Source organism: Plantibacter sp. Leaf314 (genome assembly GCF_001423185.1).
GTDB lineage: Bacteria > Actinomycetota > Actinomycetes > Actinomycetales > Microbacteriaceae > Plantibacter.
The window spans coordinates 1,958,352-1,980,730 of the sequence record NZ_LMOB01000001.1; the positions used below are offsets into that span (position 1 = coordinate 1,958,352).

The following is a 22,379-nucleotide window of genomic DNA, read 5'->3' on the forward strand; positions in this document are numbered from 1 at the left end:
GCTGGCGACGGTAGCGCCCGGTGACCGACCTGCTAGCGGGCTGCCGGGTTCTCGCCTAATGCAGAGGCAGGCTCGGCTCGAATCACAACTGTGCAGCCATCCACTCGTGTGGTGCTATCGAATGTCGGTACCCGTATGTACTGTTAGATCCCCGAAGCAGGGCCATCTCGAGATCCGGGGTGGAGAGCAGCCGTCGAATGCGCAGCCAGGATGACAGTGCACTCGCTCTTCCCATAAAAGGCGACACGTCAGCTGCTTCGGTCCGCACGGGGGAGCGGCGCACCATGACGACACAGTTGACGAAGAAGCCCATCGAGGTCACGGAACGCGACACCGCAGTGCTTCGGAAGGATGTACCGGAGAGCACACGGCTGCGCCTTTGGGCCAAAGCGGCGGGACGGTGCGTACTCTGTGCAACCTATCTCTTGGACGCCGCCGATTGGTCCTGGCACGCGATCCCCCACGGGCAGATCGCACACATCGTTGGAGCAGGATCGGGCAAGGAGTCCCCTCGAGGCGATTCTGCGCTGGCCGCCGATGAGCGCGCGGACGAAGAGAATCTGATGCTCCTCTGCTACTCGTGCCACAAGAGGATCGACGACAAGGCCTACCGCGACCAGTACACGGTTCAATTCCTGACCGCCAAGAAGCTGCTCCATGAGAAGCGGGTGCGGCAAGTCACCGACTTCGCAACGCTGCGGCCGACATCCGTCGTGACGGTGAGCGCCGACGTCCGCGGGACAAGAGCACCGATATCGCTCCCGCAGGTTGCGGAAGCGCTACGTCACGACGGCTACACGGGCATGGGGGAAGACACACGCAATGGGGCGTTCACCATCCACCTCCCCGGGAATGACAACGACGGATGGGCGTGGGACGCCCATCGCTCGGAGATCGACCGGTTCGCGGCTCGCATCGCGGAGGCGGTGACCGCCGGCGACGTCGAGTCGCTCAGCGTTTTCGCTCTCGCCCCCATCCCGTCGCTCGTCTACCTGGGCTCCAAGCTCGACGACAAGACGGAGACGCGGCTCTTCGCTCGGAAGCGCACCGATGAGGTGACCGCCTGGGCATGGAGTCATGGAGACGGTAACGTCCCCGCATTCGACACCGTCATGTGTGCCGGCGACTCGAACGAGGCCGCAATTCTCGTCGAGCTGAGCGCACCTGTGAGAGAAGAGCGTCTTCCCGATGGCCTGAGGAATCTCCCCAGGGTCACCATCACGCCGAGGGGCCAGCCGCCGCGTCCGGACCTGCTGGGCAGCCGCGCGGCCCTGGAGTTGTTCGCGCTCGCATGGAGGGACGCACTCGCGCGCATCGAAAGCGAGCTTCCGATTGTGCGCGTCCTGCACCTGGTCGCCGCCGTACCCGCGCCGGCGGCCATCACGATGGGCCGGCATCGGATGCGCGCGGCGCAGCCGAACATCGTCGTCTACCAGCTTCGAACCGAGGCATACGAGGCGGCGATGGAGGTCGGCGAATGACCCCGCGCATCAAGGAGTTCAACCTCTTCCTCCGCGACTACGTCAACCTCAACCAGACTCGTCTCGACCTCCTCCACACCCGAACGTCCTCACTGGACACGGCGCTGGAGGAGAGCGCGCTGCTCGAGGACAAGCTCGACGGAAGCCTCATCCCGCAGGGCTCGTTCGCTCACGGCACCATCATCAAGCCGCTCTCCGGCAACGACTTCGACGCCGACGTCCTCCTGCCGATGGTCGAGCAGGTGGACTGGGAACCGAAGAAGTACACCGTCGAACTCAAGAAAGCGCTCGATGCGGTGCCGCGCTACGCCGACAAGACCGTTCTCGGCAAGCGATGCGTGACGATCCAGTTCGCGAACAGTTTCCACATCGACGTCGTACCGTTCGTGGAGCGCGCCGACGGCAAGACGTACATCACTCACCGCACGAAGAACGAGTACCTGCTTCAGGATCCGACGGAGTTCACCCGCTGGCTCAAGGAGCAGAACAGCACGACCAACGGCCATCTCATTCGCGTCATTCGCCTTGCAAAGTGGCTTCGCGACCGCAGTTCTATCGACTGCCCCTCCGTTGTGCTTGGTGCACTGCTGGCCGAGCGGGTGAAGAGCTTCGCAGGAGTCGATGATTACGGCAACGTCGCGACGACCTTTACTGCCCTTCTTGAAGACCTCCGCGACTACCTCGACACGCACGCCGCCCCGCCGTGGGTGGATGACCGCATCGGCCAGAACCTCGCGGACCGTCTCACCCAGACAGGGTTCGACAACCTCAAGAGCCAGCTGAGGAGGTGGGCGCGGCTCGCTCGCGAAGCCCTCGACGCTGAAGCATCCGACAGCGTCGAGAAGTGGCAGAAGCTGTTCGGGGTCTCGTTCAGTGCGAGCACGACATCGTCTCTCGCCCTGTCCGCCTCGGCCGCCACAGCCACTCTGCCCACGTACGAGCATCAGATGGTTCCTGGAGAGAAATCGCTGACCGAGCAGTACGGCTTCCCGGAGCGGCAGGATCCCACGTCGACGTTCCGAATCGTCGGGAAGATGTCGCCGACAAAGAGGGGCCGGGGTCGTTTCCGTCCACTGGCGACGAATGGAAACCTTGTCCCCATCGGCCGGGCCCTCGAGTTCCAGATCACGGACTGCACGGTGGACGGCCCCTACGACGTGTACTGGAAGGTGCGCAATGCCGGACCTGAGGCTGCCAGCAAGAAGGCCTTCCGTGGCGAGATCCTCAAGCGCGGCGAGCTCATCAGTGAGACCAGCGACTTCCCTGGCGCTCACTGGGTGCAGGCGTGGATCGTGAAGGACGGAGTCGCCGTCGCCACCGCCACGCAGGACGTCATCATCATGTCGCGGTGACCCGAGGCAGCGCCTGTGGCACGTGTTGCGCACTGAACTGGCGCTCATTGACAACTACTCGGAGCGCATCGATGAAGCCATCCAAGAGCACACGCTTCTGCGACTTGCATCGCAGCACACGCTGGTCTCGACACGATTCGCAGGCGACGCAGTCGCGGTCGGCGCCAGAACTTTTCCCCTCGAGGCACTCATCCGAACTGGTTGGACGGTCCGCCCGTAACCCTAAGTCTGGCGATCCGACCCGTCATTGACGGTGGGTCGGTGTGACCCCTCCTGAGGCTGCACCGGGTGGAACAGGTGTCCGCGTCTCGAGCAGCAACTGGCCTCGCTCGAAAAGTAGAACGTGGCACCGACACCGTTAAGGTCGGACGAGGAACTGACTACCGAAACGACCCTCCCGCGCGGTGGGGCGCCTAGCTATGCGCGGCGAATTCATGGGAACAAGAGCGGCTGCTCAGAGCAGACCAGAAATTATCCGAAAATATACAAAATTTCGCCCTTGCCGCTCTCTGCCCAGCGTCAATGAAGTTCGCCATCCTCGTGATTCCGCCCGCTGGAGCGACGCGCGTCAGATGCGGACGAGCGCTCGGGTTGGGGGTGCGAAGTACAGGTATGGACGCCGACCCTCGCCCCGCCTTCGCCATCTTCGAACGGTCACTGCCCATCCCCCCCGCGTCGATGCATCAGGAGACCGGAGCGCCGCCGGCACCCACCCCTCACCGCGGGTCGACGAGCCCCGCGCGGATGCCCCACAGCACGGCCTGCAACCGGTCGCGCGCGCCGGTCTTCTGCAGCAGACCGGCCAGGTGGTACTTCACCGTGGTGGGTTCGACGAAGAGCCGGTCGGCGATCTCCGCGTTGGACAGGCCCTCCGCCAGCAGGTGGAGCACGTCGAACTCGCGGTCGGTGAGCGGTGACTCGGCCGGAGACGTCGCAACCGGCACGGTCGTGCTGCGGCGCTCCGAGAACTCGCGGAGGATGCGTCGGGTCAAGCGTTGATCGAGCGTGCCCTCCCCCGCTGCGATGGACCGGATCGCCGCGAGCAAGGTCGCCTCGTCCGCACCCTTCAGCAGGAAGCCCGCCGCCCCGGCTTCGAGCGCGGCGAACACGTCCGCGTCGACGTCGAACGTCGTGAGGATGAGGACGTCGGCGTCGAGCTCCGGGTCGGCCGTGATCGTGCGGGTCGCCGCGATCCCGTCCGTGCCCGGCATCCGGATGTCCATGCAGATCAGGTCCGGACGCAGCTCCCTCGCCAACCGCACCGCGTCGGCGCCGTCGATCGCCTCACCGACGACCTCGATGTCGGGCTCGGCACCGAGGATCACCGAGAGGCCGGCACGGACGACGGCCTGGTCGTCGGCGATGAGGAGGCGGATCATGTGTCACTCCGGGGCTGGTCGGGACGCTGTTCGTCGGGGATGGTCAGGCGGTTGCGCCACCCGCCGTCGTCCGTCGGCGCCGAGGTCAGTCGCGCCCCGATGAGCTCGGCCCGCTCGCGCATGCCCCACAGGCCGTACCCGTCACGGGACGGCGACGCAGGCCGCTGCGACGATGGGGCGTTCGTCACGGTGAGCTCGATCGCGTCCGCCTCGAACCGCACCAGGACGTGAGCAGTGGCTCCGGGAGCATGCCGGGCGGCGTTCGCCAGCGACTCCTGAACGGTCCGGTACGCGGCCGTCTCCGCGAGCGGACCCAGCACGCGAGGCTCACCGGTCACGGTGTACGCGACGTGCTGCCCCCGTGACCGCGCCGCCTCGACGAGCTCCGGGATCGCCGCGATCGTCGGGATGGTCGCCGGCCCGAGGGTCGATCCGTCGCCCCCGCCCTCGGAGTCCGCGTCGTCGCTGCGCAGCAGGCCGACCGTCCGCCGCAGGTCGACGAGGGTGGTGCGGGCGTCGGACTGCACCGTCTGGAGCATCGCTCGAGCACGTTCCGGGTCGCGCTCCATCAGCGCGGTCGCCGCCTGGGCACTGACGATGATCCCCGACAGGTGGTGCCCGGCGATGTCGTGCAGTTCTCGAGCGAGGGCGGTGCGTTCCGAGCGGAGGTCGTTCAGGGCACTGATCCGGCGCTCGTTCTCAGCCATGCGCGCCTGGTCCTCGATCGCCGACAGCAACCGCTCGCGACCCCTGGTGTACTCGGCGACGCCGGCCGGGAGCACGTACTGCAACACGATGCGCGCGACGGCTGCGAAGACGAGGAGGAGCGGCTGCTCGGACGACCCGAAGGCCATGGCGATGCCGCCGACGACCGTCGTGGCCACCGCGCCTGTCACCAGCGCGGTCGTCACCGTCCGACGCTCCTCGTGACGGGCGAGCGCATAGGTGGCGAGGATCACGCCGAACGAGCCGATCCCGAGTTCGCCACCACTGGACCCGAGGATCACGAGGTCGAGCAGGACCGCCGCGCCGAACACCGCGACGGGGTGCCGACGCCGGAAGAGCAGGGCGACGGCCTGGAGCACGACCAGCGCCGCGTGCGCCCACGGCGACACCTGTCCGGGCACGGCGTGCAGCTCGTCGACCCACGGGACGACCCCGAGGTACACCACCGCACCGGCGAGGACCAGGACCGGCGGGAGCGCCGCGCGCAGCCGGGCCGCGACAGGTGCGGGCCGAGCGGACGAGGTCATGGGTCGAGTCAACCACGCCGAGCGCCGACCCCGGAGGGGGTCGACGCTCGACTGCCGGTGGGAGACGGTCATCGCTCGCAGAGGCTCGCGTCGAGGGCGTCGACGACGATCCGGTACTGCTCCATCAGTCGCTCGTTGTCGTCGGGCGAGACGACCGCCCACGGCAACGAGGTGACGGCGATGGTGACGGCCGTGCCGTCGGGACCGACCGCGTTGCGCGTCTGGGTTCCGGGGATGTCGCCGCCGTGACCCCAGGCCACGCCACCGCAGCTCAGCGGGTAGCTCTGGAGGCCGAGCCCGTAGCCCGCTCCCGGCCACAGCTCGTCGCCCGCCGGAACCGTGGTCTGCATCTCGGCCAGGGTCTCCGCGTTCAGGAGTTCCCCGTCGAGCAGCGCCTTCATGAAGACGTTGAGCTCGTGCGGCGTCGAGACGAGTGCACCGGCGGACCAGGCGAACGAGGTGTCGAGGGCGGCGAAGTCCACGAGCTCGCCGGCGGTCTTCGCGTGATACCCCTTGGGGTGCTCCCCGCGCAGCTCACGCTCGCCCGGCGCCGGGAAGTAGGTGTGCTCGAGGTCGAGCGGCTTGACGATGCGCTCGTCGATCTGCTGGCCGAGCGCCCGATCGGTGACGTGCTCGATCATGAGCCCCAGCACGAGGTAGTTCGTGTTGCTGTACGCCCACCGCTCCCCCGGCGCGAACACGGCCGGCTTCGCGAGGGCGATGTCGAGCATGTCGCGGGGCGAGGTGTAACGCTCCTGTGCGGCGAACGCATCGGCCGCGATCTGGTCGGCGTACTCGGGGAGCCCCGCCGTGTGCTGGAGCAGCTGCCGGACGGTGATGCGGGTGCCGTCGACGCCGTCGCCGGTGATGAGCCCCGGGAGGTACGTGTCGATCGGGGCGTCGAGCGCGACCTTGCCCTCCTCGACGAGCTGGAGGACGACGGTCGAGACGAACATCTTCGTGTTGCTCGCGATCCGCACCTCGCCGTCGACCTGGGCGGGCTCGTCGGTCGCGAGGTCGCCGATACCGGCCGCGACGTCGATCGACGTGCCGTCCGGTCCGATCACCGAGGCGAGCGCCGCGGGGTAGCCGGCATCGACGAGCGACTGCATCCGGTCCTGCAGCGCGCCCGACTCGGAGCCCGTACCGGCGGTCTGCTCCGTGGCACTGGTGCAGGCGCTGAGGGAGACGGTCCCGGCGAGGAGCGCGGCTGCGGCCGAGACGGCGATGAGGGTGCGGTGACGGTTCGGGGTCTGCGTCTGGTTCTGGTTCTGGTCGTTCATGTGGGTGGGTCCTTTCAGATGTCGCGGCGCGAGAGCGCAGCGGATGCGGCCGCGGTCAGCGCGGCGGTGAGGGTGACGAGGGCGATGATGACGACGGACGGTCCGAGCCCGGCCGCGCCGCCGTGGATGACGCCCTGCGCCAGGGCGACGGGCAGGAATTGGGTCCAGACCGGCAGCACCCCGCCGGTGATGAGCTGGATCATGGAGACGACGACCGGTTCGAGGATGAGGATCGCGATCATCGTCAGGACGCCGGCGAGCTGCGTGCGGACGATGAGTCCGACCGCGAGACCGATGACGGCCAGGGCGGTGACCGCGAGGATGCCGAGTCCGAACCGTGCTGCGAGGTCAGCGAACCCCAGGACGAACGGCGTCCCCGAGGTGGCGAGGGTGATCAGCAACGTCACGAGGCTGACGAGGCCGAGGACGACACCGAGTGCGGCACCGATGAGGGCGACCGCTCCCGCCTTCGCGGCGACGATGCGGAACCGCTTCGGCGAGGCGAGGACTGCGCCGACGATGCCGCCGTAGCGGTCGTCGCTCGTACCGGCGAGGACGCCGAACAGGGTGATCGCGAGGAGCGCGACGCCGATGGAACCATTGCCCATCGACGCACCGAGGGGGTTGAGCGCGTCGAGTTGGACGGCGCGGGACGCAAGGTCCAGGACGGGGAAGTCGCTGCCGAGGGCGTCGAGCCCCGGCCCGATGTCGCCGTCGGCGAGGGCGGGCATGAGGGTGACGAAGGCGAGCTGGGTGACGATCAGTCCGACGACGGCCACCAGGGCGGTGACCTTCGTGGCGGTCGTGGTGACGAGCCCGAGGAGTTCGGCGCGGAACATCAGCGCACCTCCCCGTTCCCGGCGAGCTGGGCGGTTCCGGTGACCTGGAGGTAGTAGGCCTCGAGGTCGCCTTCCGATGCGGCGAGGATCTCGTCCATCGACGACTGGGCCAGGACGCGCCCGTCGGCGATGACGACCACGTCGTCCGCGATGTCCTGCACGTCGGAGAGCAGGTGCGACGAGAGCAGCACCGTTCCACCCGCGTCGGCGAACGCGCGCAGCCGGAGTCGCAGCCACTGCATGCCGGCCGGATCGAGGCCGTTCGAGGGCTCGTCGAGGATGAGCACGGCCGGCTCGCCGAGGAGTGCTGCGGCGATCGCGATGCGCTGGCGCATGCCGAGCGAGTACCCGCCGGCGGGGCGGTCGGCGTCGCGGCTCATCCCCACCTCGGTGAGGACCGCGTCGATCCGGGCGGCGTCGGCTCCGATACGCGCTGCGGCGATGCGGAGGTGCTGCCGCCCGGTGCGGGCCGGGTGGAGCCCACCGGCGTCGAGCACGGCTCCGACGGCGCGTGCCGGCTGGTCCAGCTCGCGGTACGGTCGGCCGAGGATGCGGGCCTCTCCGGCATCGGCGCGGGCGAGGCCGAGCAGCAGGCGGATGGTGGTGGTCTTCCCGGCACCGTTCGGGCCGAGGAGTCCGACGACCCGGCCAGGGTCGACGGTGAAGGAGACGTCATCGACGCGGGGGCTGCCGTGGAAGGACTTCCGGAGCCCGTGCGCCTCGATCGAATGGGGGTGTGTCGTGGTCATGTCTTCAGCCTCCGCGCTGGCAGCTTCCGGCACCCCCGCCCGACGTCCAGTCCACGCCTGGCCGAATGGACAGTCGTCGACGACCTCTAGGCTGCTGGCATGGATGCTCCCACTCGTCGCTTCGCCCTGCGTGGGGCAGTCCTCGCGGTCGCGCTGAGCTGTCTGCTGTCCGGATGCGCGCCATCGCTGTCGCCGGACCGCACGACCGCGCCATCCGCATCGGCGTCGGATGCAGCCACCCGCTCGGGCACCGGGGAGATCCGGCACGACCTCGCCCCACTCACCGAGCGGTTCCCGCAGCTCGAGGGGGCGACGGACGCGACCTGGATGTCGGGGACCCTCGGCGACGACCGGGTACCCGGGCCCAGCACGTACTGGATCGATGCCGTCGTGACCCTCGACGAGGCGAGCTACGCCGCGGTGCGCGCGGAGGCGGGGTCGACGGAACTCGACGAGGACGCCCAGCTCCCCGAGCTCGACCCCGGCCTCGACGACGCGCTGCCGAGTGGGCCGTTCGTGCGCTCGCAGGCCATCGACGACGCGTTCTCGGTGGACGGACGTTCGACGGTCGTGGTCCTCGTTGACGCGACCCGGACCGCGATCCTGACGAGCCGGTTCCAGTAGCGGCGAGGCCGGGTCGGGTCCGACCGGGCCCGCACGAGAGCACGTTCTCCGGCGGACCGCCACCGCTTCCCAGCACGGATGGAGCGGGGTTGACTGGACGCATGTCCGATTCTGCTGACACCACTGAGACCACCGACACCAACGTCCCCGACAACACCGACGACCGCATTGCGGTCCTCTTCGACATCGACGGCACGCTCGTCGATTCGAACTACCTGCATGTCGACGCGTGGGATCGCGCGTTCGCCGATGCCGGCAGACCCGTCGACGCGTGGCGGATCCACCGGTCGATCGGGAAGGACGGCGGTGAGCTCCTCGAGTCCCTGCTGGACGGTTCCGAGGAGGTCGAGCAGTACGGCGAGCGGGCGAAGGAGCTGCACAGCGAGTACTACCTGCAGAACACGTCCCGGCTGCGGGTGATCGGCGGCGCGCGCGAGCTGCTCGGCGAGCTGGCGGGACGCGGGATCGCGGTCGTCCTGGCGACCTCGGCGCCGGAGAACGAGCTGGAGATCCTGCGGGAGCTGCTCGACGTCGACGAGGCGGTCTTCGCTGCGACGTCCTCCGGTGACGTCGAGACGGCGAAGCCGGAGCCCGACATCGTCGAGGTCGCTCTCGATCGCGCAGGGGTGCCGGCGTCGCGGGCCGTCATGGTCGGCGATGCCGTCTGGGACATCGAGGCGGCCGCTCGGGCCGGTGTGGAGTGCATCGGGGTGCGGAGCGGCGGGTTCGGCGAGCAGGAGTTGCGTGATGCCGGTGCGGTCGCGGTCTACGGTGACGTCGCCGAGTTGCTCGCGAACCTCGAGGACAGCCCGATCGGCAAGCTCAGGGCGTAGCGGGCGCCGTCGCCACCGTCTCGTTCAGCGGCTGGCGCGGCTGCGGAACCAGCGGGCGAGTTCGCGAAGGGCGCGCATGGTGGCGGTCGGGTCGTCGCGGTCGAGGTCGTCGAAGGTGTCGCGGTAGCCGTCGAGGTCGGCGGCGGATCCGCTGTCGGCGCGTTCGAAGCCCATGGTCCAGTCGGCGAACTGGCGTTCGCGGATGGGTTCTTCGAACATCACCCGGATGCCGGTGTGGCGGGGGTCGGCGCTGAGGGTGTCCATGAGCCCGCGGACGGCGGCCTCTGGTCCTTCGAGGACCTGCAGGAACCGGCCGTCGCGGTGGACGAGCATGCCGGTGAGCCCGCTGCGAGCGTTGTTCTCGCGGCTGGTGGCGAGCAGGGCGGTGAGGTCCTCGTCGCTGAACGGCTGTGTCGCCGTACTCGCGTACACGAGTGACAGCATCTGGTCTTCGTCGGTGCCCACCGTTGGAGCCTACCCGGCGGGGTGCGGAGGCGGTCCCGGAAGCAGCTCCCCACCCACGGAGCGTGCGCATCTCGACCACCCTTCGACAGGCTCAGGGACCGGGGGTGGTCAGAACGGTGCGGGATCGGGTTCCGTCCGATGATGTTTGCCGTCGGGTGTCGTCCAGTCCAGGACGCCACCGGGCCCGTGGTCGAGGTTCCATCCCGGCAAGTGCTTCATCCGGTGATGATGTCGGCACAGGCACGCGAGATTCCCGACATCCGTCGTGCCGCCGTCTTCCCACGCGACCGAATGGTCGAGGTCACACGCTCTGGCGCGTCTCCCGCAGCCGGGTGCTCGACAGGTGCCGTCTCGGAGACGGACCGCGCGTTGCAGGTCGGTCGGGACCCGGTACTGGTCGCGGCTCACAGAGAGGACGGCACCGGTCTCGGGTTGGACGAGGATGCGAGTCATGCTGGGCGCGTTGACCGCGATGCGAGCTGCGGTCTCAGGGTCGATCGGCCCGTAGCCGTCGAGCGTGGCGGGTGCGTCGGAGACACCGGCCAGGCTGAGCGCCGGCACCGTGATCTGCACGGTCGGCGTGATGTGCTCCTGGACCTCGATCGGATGCGGCACCACCGGGCTCGACATGACGTCGTCGGGGGTCACTCCAGTGAGGGCGAGTGCGGCGAGGGCGTCCGCCTGCAGCTGGGCGCAGCTGCGCGTATCGCCGGCCTTGCGCGACTCCGTGGCCGCTGCTTCGACCCGCTCGATGATGCCCTGCGCGATGGGTGCGGTGGTGAACAGGTGCACCCACGCCATGCCATCCGTCGCGGGCTCGAACTCGACGCGACGGTCTGCCTCCGAGCGGACCGCACGTGCGGTGATGGACTCCGGGTGGAGGCGCTCCCGCAGAACGCGGGCACGCTTCCGCAGGTTCGCGTTGGTCGTTTCCTCCGCGACCGGCAACACTGCCGCCAGGAATGCCGCCCGCCCGGCGGTTGGCACGTCGCTGAGTTGATCGATGATGGTCTGCGCGTGCTGGGCGGAGATGCGACCCGCCTCGAGCGATGCGAGCACGGACGGGGCTTCGTTCACGAGACGCTCCGCGTCGTTCGTCGCGCGCTGGACGGTCTGCTCGGGCGTCCGCGTCGCCATCGCAAGGGCTGCACAGGTCGACCGGCGGGAGAGCGCCTGTCGTTCGGCGGGCGGATACACGGCCGGGACGACCGAGTCGGCGAGGGCGTCCGCGTAGGCCGCCGAGCGGGCGAGGAGGCGCGCTTTGCGTGCGTCCAGAACGGCCTGCTGCCGGTGAATCTCAGCCCACTCATCCGAGAACTCCGCGAGCTGCGCGGCGTACTCGTCGCCAGCTCGAACTGCGGACGTGGTGCTCTCGGTCATGGATCAAGTCCACCATGGACCACTGACATTCCAGATGCTGAGTTGCGCTGGTTGCGGACGTCCACTCGTGGGCCCTTCGACAAGCTCAGGGACCGGGGCTTGGCCCTTCGACAGGCTCAGGGACCGGGGAGGGTTCCTCTCGCCGGTCGCCTCGCCGCAGGAGACGCCCCGTCCGAGGTGCTCGCTGCGGTCCAACGCCGCCGCGAGCGACCGGTCAGGATCATGCAGCGCATCCAGCGGGCCGGGCATCGGGTCATCTCCCGCACCACCACCGGCGAGCGCATCGCACCGCGGTGGGCGATCCGACTCCTGCGGCTCGCGACCCCCCTCGTCCGACCGCTTGCGGCGAGGTTCATCGGGATCGGGCTCCGGCCCGAGCACGTCACCGAGCCAGCGCGCGAAGGATAGGGCAGCGGTCGAAGGTCCTCAAGGTTGGACGATCGTCGACCGGCGGTCGTAGCGTGGACGTCGCAGACGAGACCTGAACGTCTGTGCCGGCGCTGCTCCTCAACCTGGCGCCGGCGCGGCTGTGGGGCGTCGCTTCCGCCACGCCCCACAGCCGTCACCCGGCGCCGGTCATCCGCGCATCACTCGTAGCGGAGCGACTCCACCGGATCGGCCTTCGCGGCACGGGCGGCGGGCAGGGTTCCGGCGAGGAACGCGATCACCATGACGACCAGGACGATGATCGCGAGCGACGCCGGGTCGAACGCGATGAGGTCGAGGCCCGGCAGGTCGGCCAGGAGCGATCCGGAGAGCGCAGCACTGATGCCGGTGCCGGCGAGCACCGCGATGCCGACGCCGATCGCGCTGCCGAGGAAGCCGATGAATGCGGCTTCGAGGCTGAACAACCCGAAGACCTTCCCACTGCCCATCCCCATCGCCTTCATCAGCCCGATCTCGCGGGTGCGTTCCTGCACGGACATGAGCAGGGTGTTCACGATCCCGAAGCTCGCGGCGAGGAGGGCGATGATCGCGAAGGCGTTGAGGACGAGGACGATGCCGTCGATCACCGTCTTGATGGTGCCGAGCTGGTCCGCGACGGTCGTTCCCGTGTAGCCCGCGTCGGCCAGTCGGTCCTTCAACGCCGTGACCTGCTCGTCGGTGGCGTCCGCGCTGAACCGGATGGACGCCTGCGCGTACCGCTCGACCTGGTCGGACGGGACGCCGATGTTCTGCGTCTCGTAGAGCAGGTCGGTGAGCGCGGCGTTCGGCACGATCGAGGCACCGGTGGGCGAGGCGAGGCTCTCCTCGGCGACCCCGACGACGGTCGCGTCCACGGTGTGCTGCGTGCGCTGCGCATCGGTGATCGCGACCGTGACCGTCTTCCCGACCGCGTCGGCGTCGCTTCCGAAGCCGAGCGGTTCCACGTAAGACGTGGGGAGCACGAGCTGGAGCGTGTCGGAGTCGTCGTCGGGCTGTGCACCGTCCAGCAGGGTGACGCTCTGCCCGGAGATGAGTCCGCCGACGCCGACGACGTACTTCGTACCGCCGCCCGCCTCGATGTAATCGGTCGAGATCGACTTCACCGCCTGCACGTCGAGGACGCCGTCGATCCCGCCGAGCTCGTCCAGGTCCGCCGGCGTGAGGGCCACGACGGTCGATCCTGGCGCTCCGGCACCGGTGGTGGCGACCGCGTCCGGGTCGTACTCCTTCGGCCCGCTCGTGGCCGCGCCGATGCCCGACCCGGTGTCGGCCGTCTTCGTGACGGTCATCGTGTCGGACGCGCCGACACTCGACACCGTGTCGTCGATGTAGGCGTTGATGCCGGTACCGAGCCCGTTCGTCAGCGTGAGCGTGAACGCTCCGACGAAGATCGCCAGGATCGTCAGGATGGTGCGGGTCTTCGATCGGAAGGTGTTCGCGACGGCGGTCCCGATGAGGTCGACGGTTCTCATGCGGCCACCGCCTCGTCCTCGACGAGCAGACCGTCGCGGATGAGGATCCGCCGATCACACCGTGCCGCCAGCTCCTCGTCGTGCGTCACGACGATGAGCGTAATGCCGTTCTCCCGGTTGAGGGAGAAGAGGATGTCCTCGACGACGGCGCCGGTCGCCGTGTCGAGGTTGCCGGTCGGCTCGTCGGCGAAGATGATCCGCGGGTTGTTCACGAGCGCACGGGCGATCACCGTCCGCTGCTTCTGCCCACCGGAGAGGTTCACCGCGCGATTCCGCGCCTTGTCCTCGAGCTGGAGCTGCGCGAGTGCGGCGAGCGCCCGGCGACGTCGGTCACCGCGTCGGACGCCGGCGATCTTCATCGGCAGCAGGACGTTCTCGAGCACCGTCGCGTTGGCGGTGAGGAAGAACTGCTGGAACACGAACCCGAAGGTCTTGTTCCTGGTCGTGTTGAGGCGGCGTCCGCGGAGAGTGCTCGTGTCGACCCCTTCGAGTTCGACGGTGCCGGAGCTCGGTGCGTCGAGGAGCGCGAGCACGTGCATGAGCGTGGACTTGCCGGAGCCGCTCTTCCCGACGATCGCGACGCTCTCGCCCGCGTGGATGTCGAAGCTCACCCCCTTCAGCGCGTCGAACCGGTTCTGGCCGCGGCCGTAGGAACGCCGGACGTCCCGGACCGAGATGATCGGCGGCGCTGTGGTGCTCTGCATGGTGTCTCCTCGTCTGGGGCCGGGTGCTCCGGCACCAGTCCAGACTCGCCGCGACGCGGGGCCGGCGCGTCCCCCACCGGCGGACACCCGTGTACCGCGTCCGTGGTACCGCGCAATGCCACGTGCGGAGGAGTCGCCTGGCGCGGGTTCCCGGCAGACTGGGGCCATGACCACCGCGACGCAGGATCGCCGGGTGCGCGATCCGCGTCCTCGACCTCCGGCATGGGTGGGCGACGTGGTCGCCGCGGTCCTCATCATCGCCTCGGCCTTCATCCCGTTCCCGAACGCGGAGTTCCGGCCGGGCAGCCCACTCGTCATCGCCCTGGTCGTCGCGCCGGCGATCCTGCTCCCCCTCCGGCGACACTGGCCCATCCCGGTGCTCGCGGCCGTCATCGCCTGTTACGGGGCGGCGGCGATCACGGGGACCCTCGCTCCCGGGGTCGTGATCGCGGCCGCCATCGCGATGTTCGGGGTGGCCGTGCGCTCCGCGCGGCGGACGACCCTGATCACGGCCGTCGCGACGATGGTCGCCGTCGCCCTCCTCAGCCTGCTCGCGTCGATCGGCAGCTTCGATCCGCGGACGGTCCAGTTCGCGGTGATGATCGCGTTCGCCGCTGCGGCCGGGGACGGGACGCGCTCGCGCCGCGCGTACATCGTGGCGATCACCGAGCGCGCGGAGCGGGCCGAGCAGACCCGCGAAGCCGAGGCGAGGCGTCGGGTGACCGAGGAGCGGCTCCGCATCGCCCGCGACCTCCACGACACCGTCGCCCACCAGATCTCGGTGATCAGCCTGAACGCCGGGGTGGCATCGAGATCCCTGGAGTCGCGGCCGGAGAAGGCGAAGGAGGCGCTCGTCTCGATCCGACGGGCGTCGCGGACGGTGCTCGGCGAGATCGGTGATCTGCTCGAGGTCCTGCGCAGCGACGGTGGGGACGCTGGCGCAGGCTTCCGTGGAACGCTGCCGCAGCCGGGACTCGACCGACTCGAAGCGTTGATCGCCGAGTTCACCACCGCAGGCCTCGACATCACGACACGGATCGCCCCCGACGCACCGAAGCTGTCGACCGCCACAGACACCGTCGCGTACCGCGTCGTCCAGGAGGGGCTGACGAACGCCCTGAAGCACGGTCCCGAGCGTCGTGCGCACGTGCTCGTCGAGAGCGGCGACGGCAGGATCGTCGTCAGTGTGAGCAACCCGACGGCGCCCGGCGTCCCGAGTGGGCAGCTCGACGGAACCCCGACCACCGGGCACGGGCTCCTCGGCATCCGCGAGCGTGTCGCCGCCGTCCGCGGGACCGTCGACGTCGGCCCGACCCCTGGCGGCTGGCGACTGTCCGCGACGCTCCCGACCACCGATGCGACGCACCCCGATCCGACGCACCCCGAGGAGTCCTCCGCATGACCACCGTGCTCGTCGTCGACGACCAGTCGCTCATCCGACAGGCCGTCTCCGACATCCTCGCGTCGGAGTCGGACCTCGGCGTCGTCGGCGAAGCCGTGGACGGCGCTCAGGCGGTGGCGCTCGCCCGGGAGTTGCGGCCGGACGTCGTGCTCATGGACATCCGCATGCCCGTGCTGGACGGCATCGGCGCGACCGCGGCGATCTGCGCGGACCCCGAGCTTGCGGACACGCGCGTCCTCATCCTCACGACGTTCGAGGAGGACGAGAACCTCATCGCGACGCTGCGGGCCGGCGCGAGCGGGTTCATCGGCAAGGGCTCGGAGCCCGAGGAGATCGTCCGAGCGGTGCGCGCGGTGCACGCCGGTGACGCACTCCTGTCCCCCGCGGCGACCCGGAGTCTCATCACCAGGTACGTCGTCGTCGCAGACGGGCCGTCGAGTCCGCGCTCGGTACCCGCCGAGCTGGCGCTCCTCACCGAGCGGGAACTCGAGGTGCTGCTCCTCGTCGCCCGCGGACGCTCCAACCAGCAGATCGCCGACGAACTCGTCATCTCACCGCACACCTCGAAGACCCACGTGAACCGCATCATGACGAAGGTCGCCGCCCACGATCGCGCCCAGCTCGTCATCCTCGCGTACGAGAGCGGTCTGCTCCGGCCGGGCGCCGACGACTGAGCACCCTGCTCCGGCCAGGCACCGACGGCTGAACCGGTACTGTCGTCCTGTCCACGACGCCGTTCGGCGTGCGGGCCCAGCAGACGAGGAAGTGCGATGGCCGGATCCCCCACAGCTCGACGGACGGCGAGCACGCTGCCGCCCCTCACCCCCGGCCCGCACCGGCGACACCTCGGCCTCATCTCGATCGTCGCCTGTTTCGGTGGCCTGCTCTTCGGCTACGACACCGGCGTGATCAACGGGGCGCTGCGTCCGATGACCGCGGAGCTCGGGCTGACCCCGCTCACCGAGGGTGTCGTCACCAGCTCACTCGTCTTCGCCGCCGCCGTCGGCGCGTTGCTCGGCGGTCGGGTGTCCGACGCGTGGGGCCGCCGCCCGAGCATCGTCGCGCTGGCCGTCCTCTTCTTCGTCGGCACGCTCGCGGTCGTCTGTTCACCGAACGTGGAACTGCTCGTCGCCGGCCGCATCCTGCTCGGCCTCGCCGTGGGCGGCGCGTCGGCCGTGGTCCCGGTCTACCTCGCCGAGCTCGCCCCGTACGAGATCCGCGGGTCCATCACCGGCCGGAACGAGGTCGCGATCGTCATCGGCCAGTTGTCGGCCTTCGTGATCAACGCGGTGATCGGGAACGTCTTCAGCGAGCACCCGAGCGTGTGGCGGATCATGTTCGCCGTCTGCGCCCTCCCCGCGGTCGCCCTCTTCGTCGGGATGTTGCGGATGCCCGAATCACCGCGATGGCTCGTCGACCACGGACGCCGCGAGGAGGCGCTGGAGGTCCTGCGGACCGTCCGTTCCGACGAGCGCGCAGCTGCCGAACTCGAGGACGTCGAGGCGGCCTCGATCGAGCACCGGAACGAACACCGGATCGGGCTGCGGGCCGTCCTCCGCAACCCGTGGCTCGTCCGCATCCTGCTCGTCGGCGTCGGCGTGGGCATCGCCCAGCAGCTCACCGGTATCAACTCGATCATGTACTACGGCCAGACCGTGCTCGTGGAGTCCGGCTTCGATGAGAGCAGCGCGCTCATCGCCAACATCGCCCCGGGGATCATCGCCGTGATCGGCGGGTTCATCGCCCTCACCTACATGGACCGACTCGACCGACGGAAGACCTTCATCATCGGGTTCTCCCTCACCACCGCCTGCCACCTGCTCATCGGCTGCGCGTCGATGCTGCTCGCGCCCGGCGACCCGGCCCGCCCCTGGGTGATCCTGTTCCTCGTGGTCGTGTTCGTCGGCTCCATGCAGACGTTCCTCAACGTCGCCGTGTGGGTCTATCTGGCCGAGGTGTTCCCGCTCGGGATGCGCGGCCTGGGCATGGGCGTCTCGATCTTCATGCTGTGGGTCGGCAACGGGTTCCTGTCGCTGTACTTCCCGTCGCTGGTCGACGGGCTCGGCATCACGGGCACCTTCTTCCTGTTCGCCGGCGTCGGGGTGCTCGCGCTCCTCTTCGTCGCCACCCAGGTGCCCGAGACCCGTGGACGCAGCCTCGAGGCGCTCGGTGCCGACGTGACGACGGGGGCGATCTTCACCCGGCGGTGAGGTGGTCGATCAGGATCTTCGTGCCGATGAGGATCAGGATGACACCGCCAGCGATCTCGGCCGGCTTCCCGAAGCGCTCCCCCACCCGGCGGCCGATGAAGACGCCGAGGAAGGCGAGCACGAACGTCGTGAGTCCGATGAGGACGACGGCCTCGATGATCGATCCGGGCAGGAACGCGAGCGTGATGCCGATGGCGAGGGCGTCGATGCTCGTCGCCAGTGCCAGGACGAGCAGTCGGCGGATGTCGATGCGGTCGGAGTCGACCTCGGTGTCCTCATGGCTCGAGAACGCCTCCCAGAGCATCTTCCCGCCGACGAGGGCGAGCAGACCGAAGGCGACCCAGTGGTCGACCTCCGTGATGTACCGCGCGAACTGCGTGCCGAGCACCCAGCCGATGAGCGGCATGACCGCTTGGAAGAGTCCGAAGGTGCCGGCGATCACGAGCGCGTGACGCACGTTGAACCGTCGCATGTGCAGGCCCTTGGTGAGGGCGACGGCGAAGGCGTCGGCTGAGACGCCGAGCGCGATGAGGAGGAGCGGCCAGAACGTCATGTCGCGGGGGTCTTTCTCTGCGGGGCGTCCTGCACGCGGAACCGTGGTCGGGCGGGGCGCCTCGAGGACCCGTCAACGTTGCCAGGGCGACAGGTGAGCGGCAAGCCGAGATGCGTGATTGTCAGCGTTTCGGCTCGCCTAACGCGGCAGTTCGGGCCACCGTGAGCTGTTGTCAATACAGCCAAGCGTGTACTGTTTTCTCCGTGACCGACACCATGACACCGACCGCGACCCTGACGCACACCGCTGCGCTCGCGAGACTCGGGCACGCCCTGTCGGACGAGACGCGGGCCCGCATCCTGCTCACGCTCCGAGAGGCCCCGGCGTTCCCGTCCGACCTCGCCGACGCACTCGGTGTCTCGCGACAGGTCATGTCGAACCAGCTCGCCTGCCTCCGTGGTTGCGGGCTCGTCGAAGGCGTCCGTGAGGGACGGAACACCTGGTACCGCCTGGCGGACCCGCATCTCGCACCGGCGCTCGACGACCTCCTGCGCCTCGTGTTGGTCGTCGACCCCGACTGCTGCTCCGGCGAGCAGTGCACCTGCGCATGAGCGCCGTCGGCCTGCCGAGCCCCCGCCTCCGGGCCCAGCTGACCCCCGCCAGACGTGCGACCCTGCAGCGGCGCATCCGGTGGATCGTGGCAGCGACGATCGCGTACAACGTCGTCGAGGCGGTCGTCGCCCTGTCCGCCGGGGCCGTTGCGTCGTCGGCTGCACTCATCGGATTCGGTTTCGACTCGATCGTCGAGGTGCTGTCCGCCGCAGCGGTCGCCTGGCAGTTCTCGAGCCCGGAGCCTCATCGTCGCGAACGGGTCGCCCTCCGGGTGATCGCCGTGTCGTTCTTCGGCCTCGCGGCCTTCGTCACGATCGACGCGGCCCGATCGCTCGTCGGCCTGTCCACCGCTGAGCATTCGACCGTCGGGATCGTCCTCGCGGCGATCAGCGTCGTCATCATGCCCGCGTTCTCACTGTTCGAGCGCCGGACCGGGAACGAGCTCGGCTCCGCGTCCGCCGTCGCCGACTCGAAGCAGACGCTCATCTGCTCCTACCTGTCGGCCGCGGTCCTCATCGGACTGGTCCTCAACAGCACCCTCGGCTGGGCCTGGGCGGACGCCGTCGCCGCCCTCGTGATCGCCGGCTTCGCCGTCAAAGAGGGGCTCGAGGCATGGCGAGGCGACGCGTGCAAGCGACCGGTCTCCTCGCTCACCTCGGAAGGCTCGGACGCCTGCGACTGCTGCTGAACACGTGCAGGACCTCACCGGGGCGGGATAGCCTGCAATCATGCCAGCAGCCGACGCCGCAGACGCTCCCGACATCGAAGCCCTCCTCGCCGCCGCGGCGACCGACCGTTCGCAGGCGCCGGCCTTCGTGACGGCACTGCTCGAGAGCACGGTGATCGTCGCGGGGACCGTGACCGACGACAGCATGGCGACCCTGGCTGACCTCCTCGACGCTGACGGCAGCTCGGTGCAGCCGTTCTACACCTCGAAGGAGCGCTTCCAGGAGACGCTCCAGGTCGTTCCGACCTTCGAACGCAACATCCTCGCGCTGCCCTGCCGGGTCCTCTGGCAGATGACCCGAGGCCGCAGGCTCGTCCTCAACCCGCACTCCGCGCACGGCAAGGAGTTCCTCCCGGGCGAGATCGCCCAGCTGCTCGACGGCGAGGCGGTGCTCACCCCACGCGTGGTCGAGCGCGAGACCGAGGTCATGGTGGGACAGCCGGCCCGCGTCCCACCGGGGATGACCGAGGCACTGACGGCGGCCCTCGCCGAGTACCGCGAGGTCGACGAAGCGATCCTGGGCTGGAAGGTCACCCCGCAGGAGGGCGGTTCCTTCGACGAGAGCTACCTGCTCGTCATCGTCGGCGCTCCGAACGCACGCGAGGTCGTCAGTGGCGCCCTCGCCCGGGCGCTCGCGACGTACTCGGCGAGTGTGCCGATCGACGTGATGTACGCCGCGCCGGGCGCGAAGCACCTGCTGCAGGGCGTCCCGCCGTTCCACCGCCGCAAGCGCGGACTGTTCCGGCGAGGATGAGCGGCGAGCGGACCAGGAGGCTCGTGGCGGCCGGGCGTGTGGGACGTCTCGGACGGGCGGCCCTGGTCGCTGGCATCACCCTCGCGGTCCTCACGGCGTGCGTCGGGCCGTCGCCACACCCGGCATCCTGGGGCCCGACGGCAGGCTCGACTCCCTCGGAGCCGCCGTCGAGCGACCTCCCGGACCTACCGGTCGCCGACTTCCCCGGGCTCGCCTGCGAGCAACTCGCCGAGCCTGACGCCGTCGCCGCGCTCCTCGGCGACCGCGCCGCCACGGTGGCGGCGTCCATCGCGGAGGCGCCTGTCCTCCAGGACGGCGGCACCGTGTGCGCATGGTCGGACGAGGCGACCGGCGCGGCCCTGACGATCCGCCTCGTCGGTGAGGGTGTCGACCACTGGGCGGCGTTCAACCACTGGTACGAACACACCGACTGGACCGACACCGTCGGCGAGATCACCGGGACCAGGTGCTCGGACGACGGTTGCTCGGTCCATGCCCTCGACGGGGAGCGGTTCATCGAGGTGGACACCGTCGGCCTCGACGACCCGGACGGGCAGCGCACGGAGGAGATCGCCCGGGCCGCGCTCGCGGCGGCGCCGGCACCGACCCCGCGTCCGGTGGCGTCCGGCTCGGGCACCGGCACCGGCACCGGCTCGCGTTCGTGCGCAGCCGCGCTGCCCGAGGCATCGGTGCAGGCGATCCTCGGCGCGAGTGCCGGGGGCGCGAGCTATGTCAGCACCGCGACCCCGAGCTACCACCTCGCCCAGGACGCCCTCACCCGCGTCGGCGGCCTCGACTGCCGCCTGCTCTCCGCGGACTCGCGCGAGCTGCTCCGGTTCACCGTGCTGCCCGGAGGTGCGTGGCTGTTCCGCGACGACGCTCCGATCGCCGGCGCCAGATCGGGGTCGGCCGACGACGAGGGTTCGTCCGAGACGGCGCAGCGCGGCGAGGACTGGGTCAGCCTCCGGGCACCCGGAGCCGGCGCGGAGACCACGCGCGCCCTGCTGGCCGAACTGCTCGGCTGAGGGCGACGCGCGAGACCCGACGCGCGCTAGCCCGTGGGGCGGTCCGCGAAGGACACGACGACAGCGCCGACCACGGCGGCGATGGTGACCGCGACGGCGATGAACCACTGGATCCGAGGTGCCGCCCGCCGGATCACGACGACCAGATGTGCCAGCAGCGCCAGGACCGCCACCGCGCCGATGACCGTACCGACCACGCCTGGCTCGAACGCGACGACGCGCTCGGTCGCGAAACTGTCGTCGTCCGCCGGGGGCAGGTAGTACGTCGTGGTCATCTGCATCGCCGCGGCGAGCAGACCGAGCGCGGCGATCACGAGCAGGACTGAGGCTGCGACGATGCGCTTGGCACGGGACATGCCACCAGTATGGCGAGCGTCGGGCCCTGGACAGACGAACGCCCCACCCATGGAGCTGTGGGTGGGGCGTTCTGGCCGTTCGTTCGGACGAGTGCCGGTCGCCGCTCAGGCGTTGATCGCCTCCGGGTGGTCGACCGAGTCGACGGTGATCTTCCGGGGCTTCGCCCGCTCGCTCACCGGGATGATCACGGAGAGCACGCCGCTGTCGTACGACGCCGTGATGCCGTCGAGGTCGAGGCCGTCGCCGAGCGTGAACTGCCGGAGGAAGTGTCCGCCGCCTCGCTCACGGGCGAGCCAGCGCACGCCCTCGCGGCTGTCGGCCGTGCGCTGGGCGCGGATGGTGAGCTGGCCGCCGTCGACGTCGACGTCGATCGAACCGGGGTCGATGCCGGGGAGGTCGGCCAGCATCACGTAGCGGTCGCCGTCGCGGTAGAGGTCCACCGGCATTGGCCGGGGAGCGCGGACGGAGTCCAGCACGGAGGCTGCGAAGCGGTCCAGCTGACTGATCGGATCGAGGGTCATTGCCATGAGTGTTCTCCTTCCCTGTCGCCCGATGACGG

General features: G+C 69.5%; 24 protein-coding genes. 12 read left to right on the plus strand and 12 right to left on the minus strand.

Annotated features, from left to right (window positions below):
• Positions 1-284 precede the first annotated feature (284 nt).
• Together ASF68_RS09230 and ASF68_RS09235 are read left to right on the plus strand one after the other, a co-directional pair.
• Entirely contained in the window at positions 285-1,481 is a 1,197-nt protein-coding gene (locus ASF68_RS09230) for an SAVED domain-containing protein (protein ID WP_162239350.1), read from the plus strand.
• Entirely contained in the window at positions 1,478-2,833 is a 1,356-nt protein-coding gene (locus ASF68_RS09235) for an SMODS domain-containing nucleotidyltransferase (protein WP_056009517.1), read from the plus strand. Before ASF68_RS09230 ends, ASF68_RS09235 begins: the two co-directional genes overlap by 4 nt.
• A 716-nt stretch (positions 2,834-3,549) precedes the next feature.
• Here ASF68_RS09235 and ASF68_RS09240 read toward each other — a convergent pair.
• The 5 genes from ASF68_RS09240 to ASF68_RS09260 form a co-directional block, all read right to left on the minus strand.
• Complete coding sequence (locus tag ASF68_RS09240) at positions 3,550-4,212, minus strand: response regulator transcription factor (protein ID WP_056009518.1); 663 nt, start codon at positions 4,210-4,212, stop codon at positions 3,550-3,552.
• Complete coding sequence (locus ASF68_RS09245) at positions 4,209-5,465, minus strand: sensor histidine kinase (RefSeq protein WP_162239351.1); 1,257 nt, start codon at positions 5,463-5,465, stop codon at positions 4,209-4,211. Before ASF68_RS09245 ends, ASF68_RS09240 begins: the two co-directional genes overlap by 4 nt.
• A 68-nt stretch (positions 5,466-5,533) precedes the next feature.
• On the minus strand, positions 5,534-6,748 hold the full coding sequence (locus tag ASF68_RS09250; protein ID WP_056009521.1) for a serine hydrolase: 1,215 nt from the start codon (positions 6,746-6,748) through the stop codon (positions 5,534-5,536).
• 14 nt (positions 6,749-6,762) lie between these two features.
• On the minus strand, positions 6,763-7,587 hold the full coding sequence (locus ASF68_RS09255; protein WP_056009523.1) for a hypothetical protein: 825 nt from the start codon (positions 7,585-7,587) through the stop codon (positions 6,763-6,765).
• On the minus strand, positions 7,587-8,336 hold the full coding sequence (locus ASF68_RS09260; RefSeq protein ID WP_056009524.1) for an ABC transporter ATP-binding protein: 750 nt from the start codon (positions 8,334-8,336) through the stop codon (positions 7,587-7,589). Before ASF68_RS09260 ends, ASF68_RS09255 begins: the two co-directional genes overlap by 1 nt.
• A 99-nt stretch (positions 8,337-8,435) precedes the next feature.
• Here ASF68_RS09260 and ASF68_RS09265 point away from each other — a divergent pair, with 99 nt between their 5' ends.
• Both ASF68_RS09265 and ASF68_RS09270 read left to right on the plus strand, forming a co-directional pair.
• Positions 8,436-8,960 (plus strand): hypothetical protein, encoded by a 525-nt coding sequence (locus ASF68_RS09265; RefSeq protein WP_056009526.1) that lies wholly within the window; start codon positions 8,436-8,438, stop codon positions 8,958-8,960.
• Positions 8,961-9,061: 101 nt separating this feature from the next.
• On the plus strand, positions 9,062-9,793 hold the full coding sequence (locus ASF68_RS09270) for an HAD family hydrolase (RefSeq protein WP_082498558.1): 732 nt from the start codon (positions 9,062-9,064) through the stop codon (positions 9,791-9,793).
• 24 nt (positions 9,794-9,817) lie between these two features.
• On the opposite strand, the gene ASF68_RS09275 is transcribed toward ASF68_RS09270, so the two are convergent.
• Together ASF68_RS09275 and ASF68_RS09280 are read right to left on the minus strand one after the other, a co-directional pair.
• Entirely contained in the window at positions 9,818-10,258 is a 441-nt protein-coding gene (locus ASF68_RS09275; RefSeq protein ID WP_235526774.1) for a BLUF domain-containing protein, read from the minus strand.
• A gap of 108 nt (positions 10,259-10,366) precedes the next feature.
• Positions 10,367-11,638 (minus strand): HNH endonuclease signature motif containing protein, encoded by a 1,272-nt coding sequence (locus tag ASF68_RS09280; RefSeq protein WP_056009530.1) that lies wholly within the window; start codon positions 11,636-11,638, stop codon positions 10,367-10,369.
• A 222-nt stretch (positions 11,639-11,860) separates the two neighbouring features.
• Here ASF68_RS09280 and ASF68_RS09285 point away from each other — a divergent pair, with 222 nt between their 5' ends.
• Positions 11,861-12,046, plus strand: a complete 186-nt coding sequence (locus tag ASF68_RS09285) for a hypothetical protein (protein ID WP_157580285.1) — start codon at positions 11,861-11,863, stop codon at positions 12,044-12,046.
• Between the two features lie 179 nt (positions 12,047-12,225).
• On the opposite strand, the gene ASF68_RS09290 is transcribed toward ASF68_RS09285, so the two are convergent.
• Together ASF68_RS09290 and ASF68_RS09295 are read right to left on the minus strand one after the other, a co-directional pair.
• The gene (locus tag ASF68_RS09290; protein WP_056009534.1) at positions 12,226-13,536 is read right to left on the minus strand and encodes an ABC transporter permease; all 1,311 of its coding nucleotides are present in this window, start codon (positions 13,534-13,536) and stop codon (positions 12,226-12,228) included.
• Positions 13,533-14,240 (minus strand): ABC transporter ATP-binding protein, encoded by a 708-nt coding sequence (locus tag ASF68_RS09295; RefSeq protein WP_056009536.1) that lies wholly within the window; start codon positions 14,238-14,240, stop codon positions 13,533-13,535. Before ASF68_RS09295 ends, ASF68_RS09290 begins: the two co-directional genes overlap by 4 nt.
• A gap of 166 nt (positions 14,241-14,406) precedes the next feature.
• Here ASF68_RS09295 and ASF68_RS09300 point away from each other — a divergent pair, with 166 nt between their 5' ends.
• From ASF68_RS09300 to ASF68_RS09310, 3 genes are all read left to right on the plus strand, one after another.
• On the plus strand, positions 14,407-15,642 hold the full coding sequence (locus ASF68_RS09300; protein ID WP_056009538.1) for a sensor histidine kinase: 1,236 nt from the start codon (positions 14,407-14,409) through the stop codon (positions 15,640-15,642).
• Complete coding sequence (locus tag ASF68_RS09305; protein ID WP_056009540.1) at positions 15,639-16,316, plus strand: response regulator transcription factor; 678 nt, start codon at positions 15,639-15,641, stop codon at positions 16,314-16,316. The genes ASF68_RS09300 and ASF68_RS09305 overlap by 4 nt, the downstream gene beginning before the upstream one ends.
• Before the next feature lie 96 nt (positions 16,317-16,412).
• Positions 16,413-17,852: a sugar porter family MFS transporter gene (locus tag ASF68_RS09310; protein WP_056009542.1), complete on the plus strand. Its 1,440-nt coding sequence runs from the start codon at positions 16,413-16,415 to the stop codon at positions 17,850-17,852.
• On the opposite strand, the gene ASF68_RS09315 is transcribed toward ASF68_RS09310, so the two are convergent.
• A complete protein-coding gene (locus ASF68_RS09315) occupies positions 17,839-18,405 on the minus strand; it encodes a manganese efflux pump MntP family protein (protein ID WP_056009544.1) in 567 nt (188 codons plus the stop codon). The genes ASF68_RS09310 and ASF68_RS09315 overlap by 14 nt on opposite strands.
• Positions 18,406-18,620: 215 nt before the next feature.
• On the opposite strand from ASF68_RS09315, the gene ASF68_RS09320 reads away from it, so the two are divergent.
• The 4 genes from ASF68_RS09320 to ASF68_RS09335 are packed head-to-tail and all read left to right on the plus strand — an operon-like array spanning position 18,621 to position 21,463.
• Positions 18,621-18,956 carry a helix-turn-helix transcriptional regulator gene (locus tag ASF68_RS09320; protein WP_056009546.1) on the plus strand — a complete coding sequence of 112 codons (336 nt, stop codon included), beginning with the start codon at positions 18,621-18,623 and terminating at the stop codon, positions 18,954-18,956.
• A complete protein-coding gene (locus ASF68_RS09325) occupies positions 18,953-19,645 on the plus strand; it encodes a cation transporter (RefSeq protein ID WP_056011683.1) in 693 nt (230 codons plus the stop codon). The genes ASF68_RS09320 and ASF68_RS09325 overlap by 4 nt, the downstream gene beginning before the upstream one ends.
• A 40-nt stretch (positions 19,646-19,685) precedes the next feature.
• Positions 19,686-20,438, plus strand: coding sequence for an enhanced serine sensitivity protein SseB C-terminal domain-containing protein (locus ASF68_RS09330; protein ID WP_056009548.1), 753 nt, complete (start codon positions 19,686-19,688; stop codon positions 20,436-20,438).
• Between the two features lie 23 nt (positions 20,439-20,461).
• On the plus strand, positions 20,462-21,463 hold the full coding sequence (locus tag ASF68_RS09335; protein ID WP_157580287.1) for a hypothetical protein: 1,002 nt from the start codon (positions 20,462-20,464) through the stop codon (positions 21,461-21,463).
• A 26-nt stretch (positions 21,464-21,489) separates the two neighbouring features.
• Here the strand turns inward: ASF68_RS09335 and ASF68_RS09340 are convergent, their stop codons facing one another.
• Positions 21,490-21,819, minus strand: coding sequence for a hypothetical protein (locus ASF68_RS09340; RefSeq protein WP_056009552.1), 330 nt, complete (start codon positions 21,817-21,819; stop codon positions 21,490-21,492).
• 105 nt (positions 21,820-21,924) lie between these two features.
• Positions 21,925-22,347, minus strand: coding sequence for an Hsp20/alpha crystallin family protein (locus ASF68_RS09345; protein ID WP_056009554.1), 423 nt, complete (start codon positions 22,345-22,347; stop codon positions 21,925-21,927).
• Between the last annotated feature and the right edge of the window lie 32 nt (positions 22,348-22,379).

Coding starts and splice junctions, on each gene's coding strand:
- ASF68_RS09235 (WP_056009517.1), top strand. CDS start 1,478: ATGACCCCGCGCATCAAGGAGTTCAACCTCTTCCTCCGCGACTACGTC.
- ASF68_RS09345 (WP_056009554.1), bottom strand. CDS start 22,347: ATGGCAATGACCCTCGATCCGATCAGTCAGCTGGACCGCTTCGCAGCC.
- ASF68_RS09300 (WP_056009538.1), top strand. CDS start 14,407: ATGACCACCGCGACGCAGGATCGCCGGGTGCGCGATCCGCGTCCTCGA.
- ASF68_RS09270 (WP_082498558.1), top strand. CDS start 9,062: ATGTCCGATTCTGCTGACACCACTGAGACCACCGACACCAACGTCCCC.
- ASF68_RS09255 (WP_056009523.1), bottom strand. CDS start 7,587: ATGTTCCGCGCCGAACTCCTCGGGCTCGTCACCACGACCGCCACGAAG.
- ASF68_RS09265 (WP_056009526.1), top strand. CDS start 8,436: ATGGATGCTCCCACTCGTCGCTTCGCCCTGCGTGGGGCAGTCCTCGCG.
- ASF68_RS09295 (WP_056009536.1), bottom strand. CDS start 14,240: ATGCAGAGCACCACAGCGCCGCCGATCATCTCGGTCCGGGACGTCCGG.
- ASF68_RS09250 (WP_056009521.1), bottom strand. CDS start 6,748: ATGAACGACCAGAACCAGAACCAGACGCAGACCCCGAACCGTCACCGC.
- ASF68_RS09340 (WP_056009552.1), bottom strand. CDS start 21,819: ATGTCCCGTGCCAAGCGCATCGTCGCAGCCTCAGTCCTGCTCGTGATC.
- ASF68_RS09310 (WP_056009542.1), top strand. CDS start 16,413: ATGGCCGGATCCCCCACAGCTCGACGGACGGCGAGCACGCTGCCGCCC.
- ASF68_RS09290 (WP_056009534.1), bottom strand. CDS start 13,536: ATGAGAACCGTCGACCTCATCGGGACCGCCGTCGCGAACACCTTCCGA.
- ASF68_RS09230 (WP_162239350.1), top strand. CDS start 285: ATGACGACACAGTTGACGAAGAAGCCCATCGAGGTCACGGAACGCGAC.
- ASF68_RS09285 (WP_157580285.1), top strand. CDS start 11,861: ATGCAGCGCATCCAGCGGGCCGGGCATCGGGTCATCTCCCGCACCACC.
- ASF68_RS09315 (WP_056009544.1), bottom strand. CDS start 18,405: ATGACGTTCTGGCCGCTCCTCCTCATCGCGCTCGGCGTCTCAGCCGAC.
- ASF68_RS09245 (WP_162239351.1), bottom strand. CDS start 5,465: ATGACCTCGTCCGCTCGGCCCGCACCTGTCGCGGCCCGGCTGCGCGCG.
- ASF68_RS09260 (WP_056009524.1), bottom strand. CDS start 8,336: ATGACCACGACACACCCCCATTCGATCGAGGCGCACGGGCTCCGGAAG.
- ASF68_RS09305 (WP_056009540.1), top strand. CDS start 15,639: ATGACCACCGTGCTCGTCGTCGACGACCAGTCGCTCATCCGACAGGCC.
- ASF68_RS09330 (WP_056009548.1), top strand. CDS start 19,686: ATGCCAGCAGCCGACGCCGCAGACGCTCCCGACATCGAAGCCCTCCTC.
- ASF68_RS09320 (WP_056009546.1), top strand. CDS start 18,621: ATGACACCGACCGCGACCCTGACGCACACCGCTGCGCTCGCGAGACTC.
- ASF68_RS09240 (WP_056009518.1), bottom strand. CDS start 4,212: ATGATCCGCCTCCTCATCGCCGACGACCAGGCCGTCGTCCGTGCCGGC.
- ASF68_RS09280 (WP_056009530.1), bottom strand. CDS start 11,638: ATGACCGAGAGCACCACGTCCGCAGTTCGAGCTGGCGACGAGTACGCC.
- ASF68_RS09325 (WP_056011683.1), top strand. CDS start 18,953: ATGAGCGCCGTCGGCCTGCCGAGCCCCCGCCTCCGGGCCCAGCTGACC.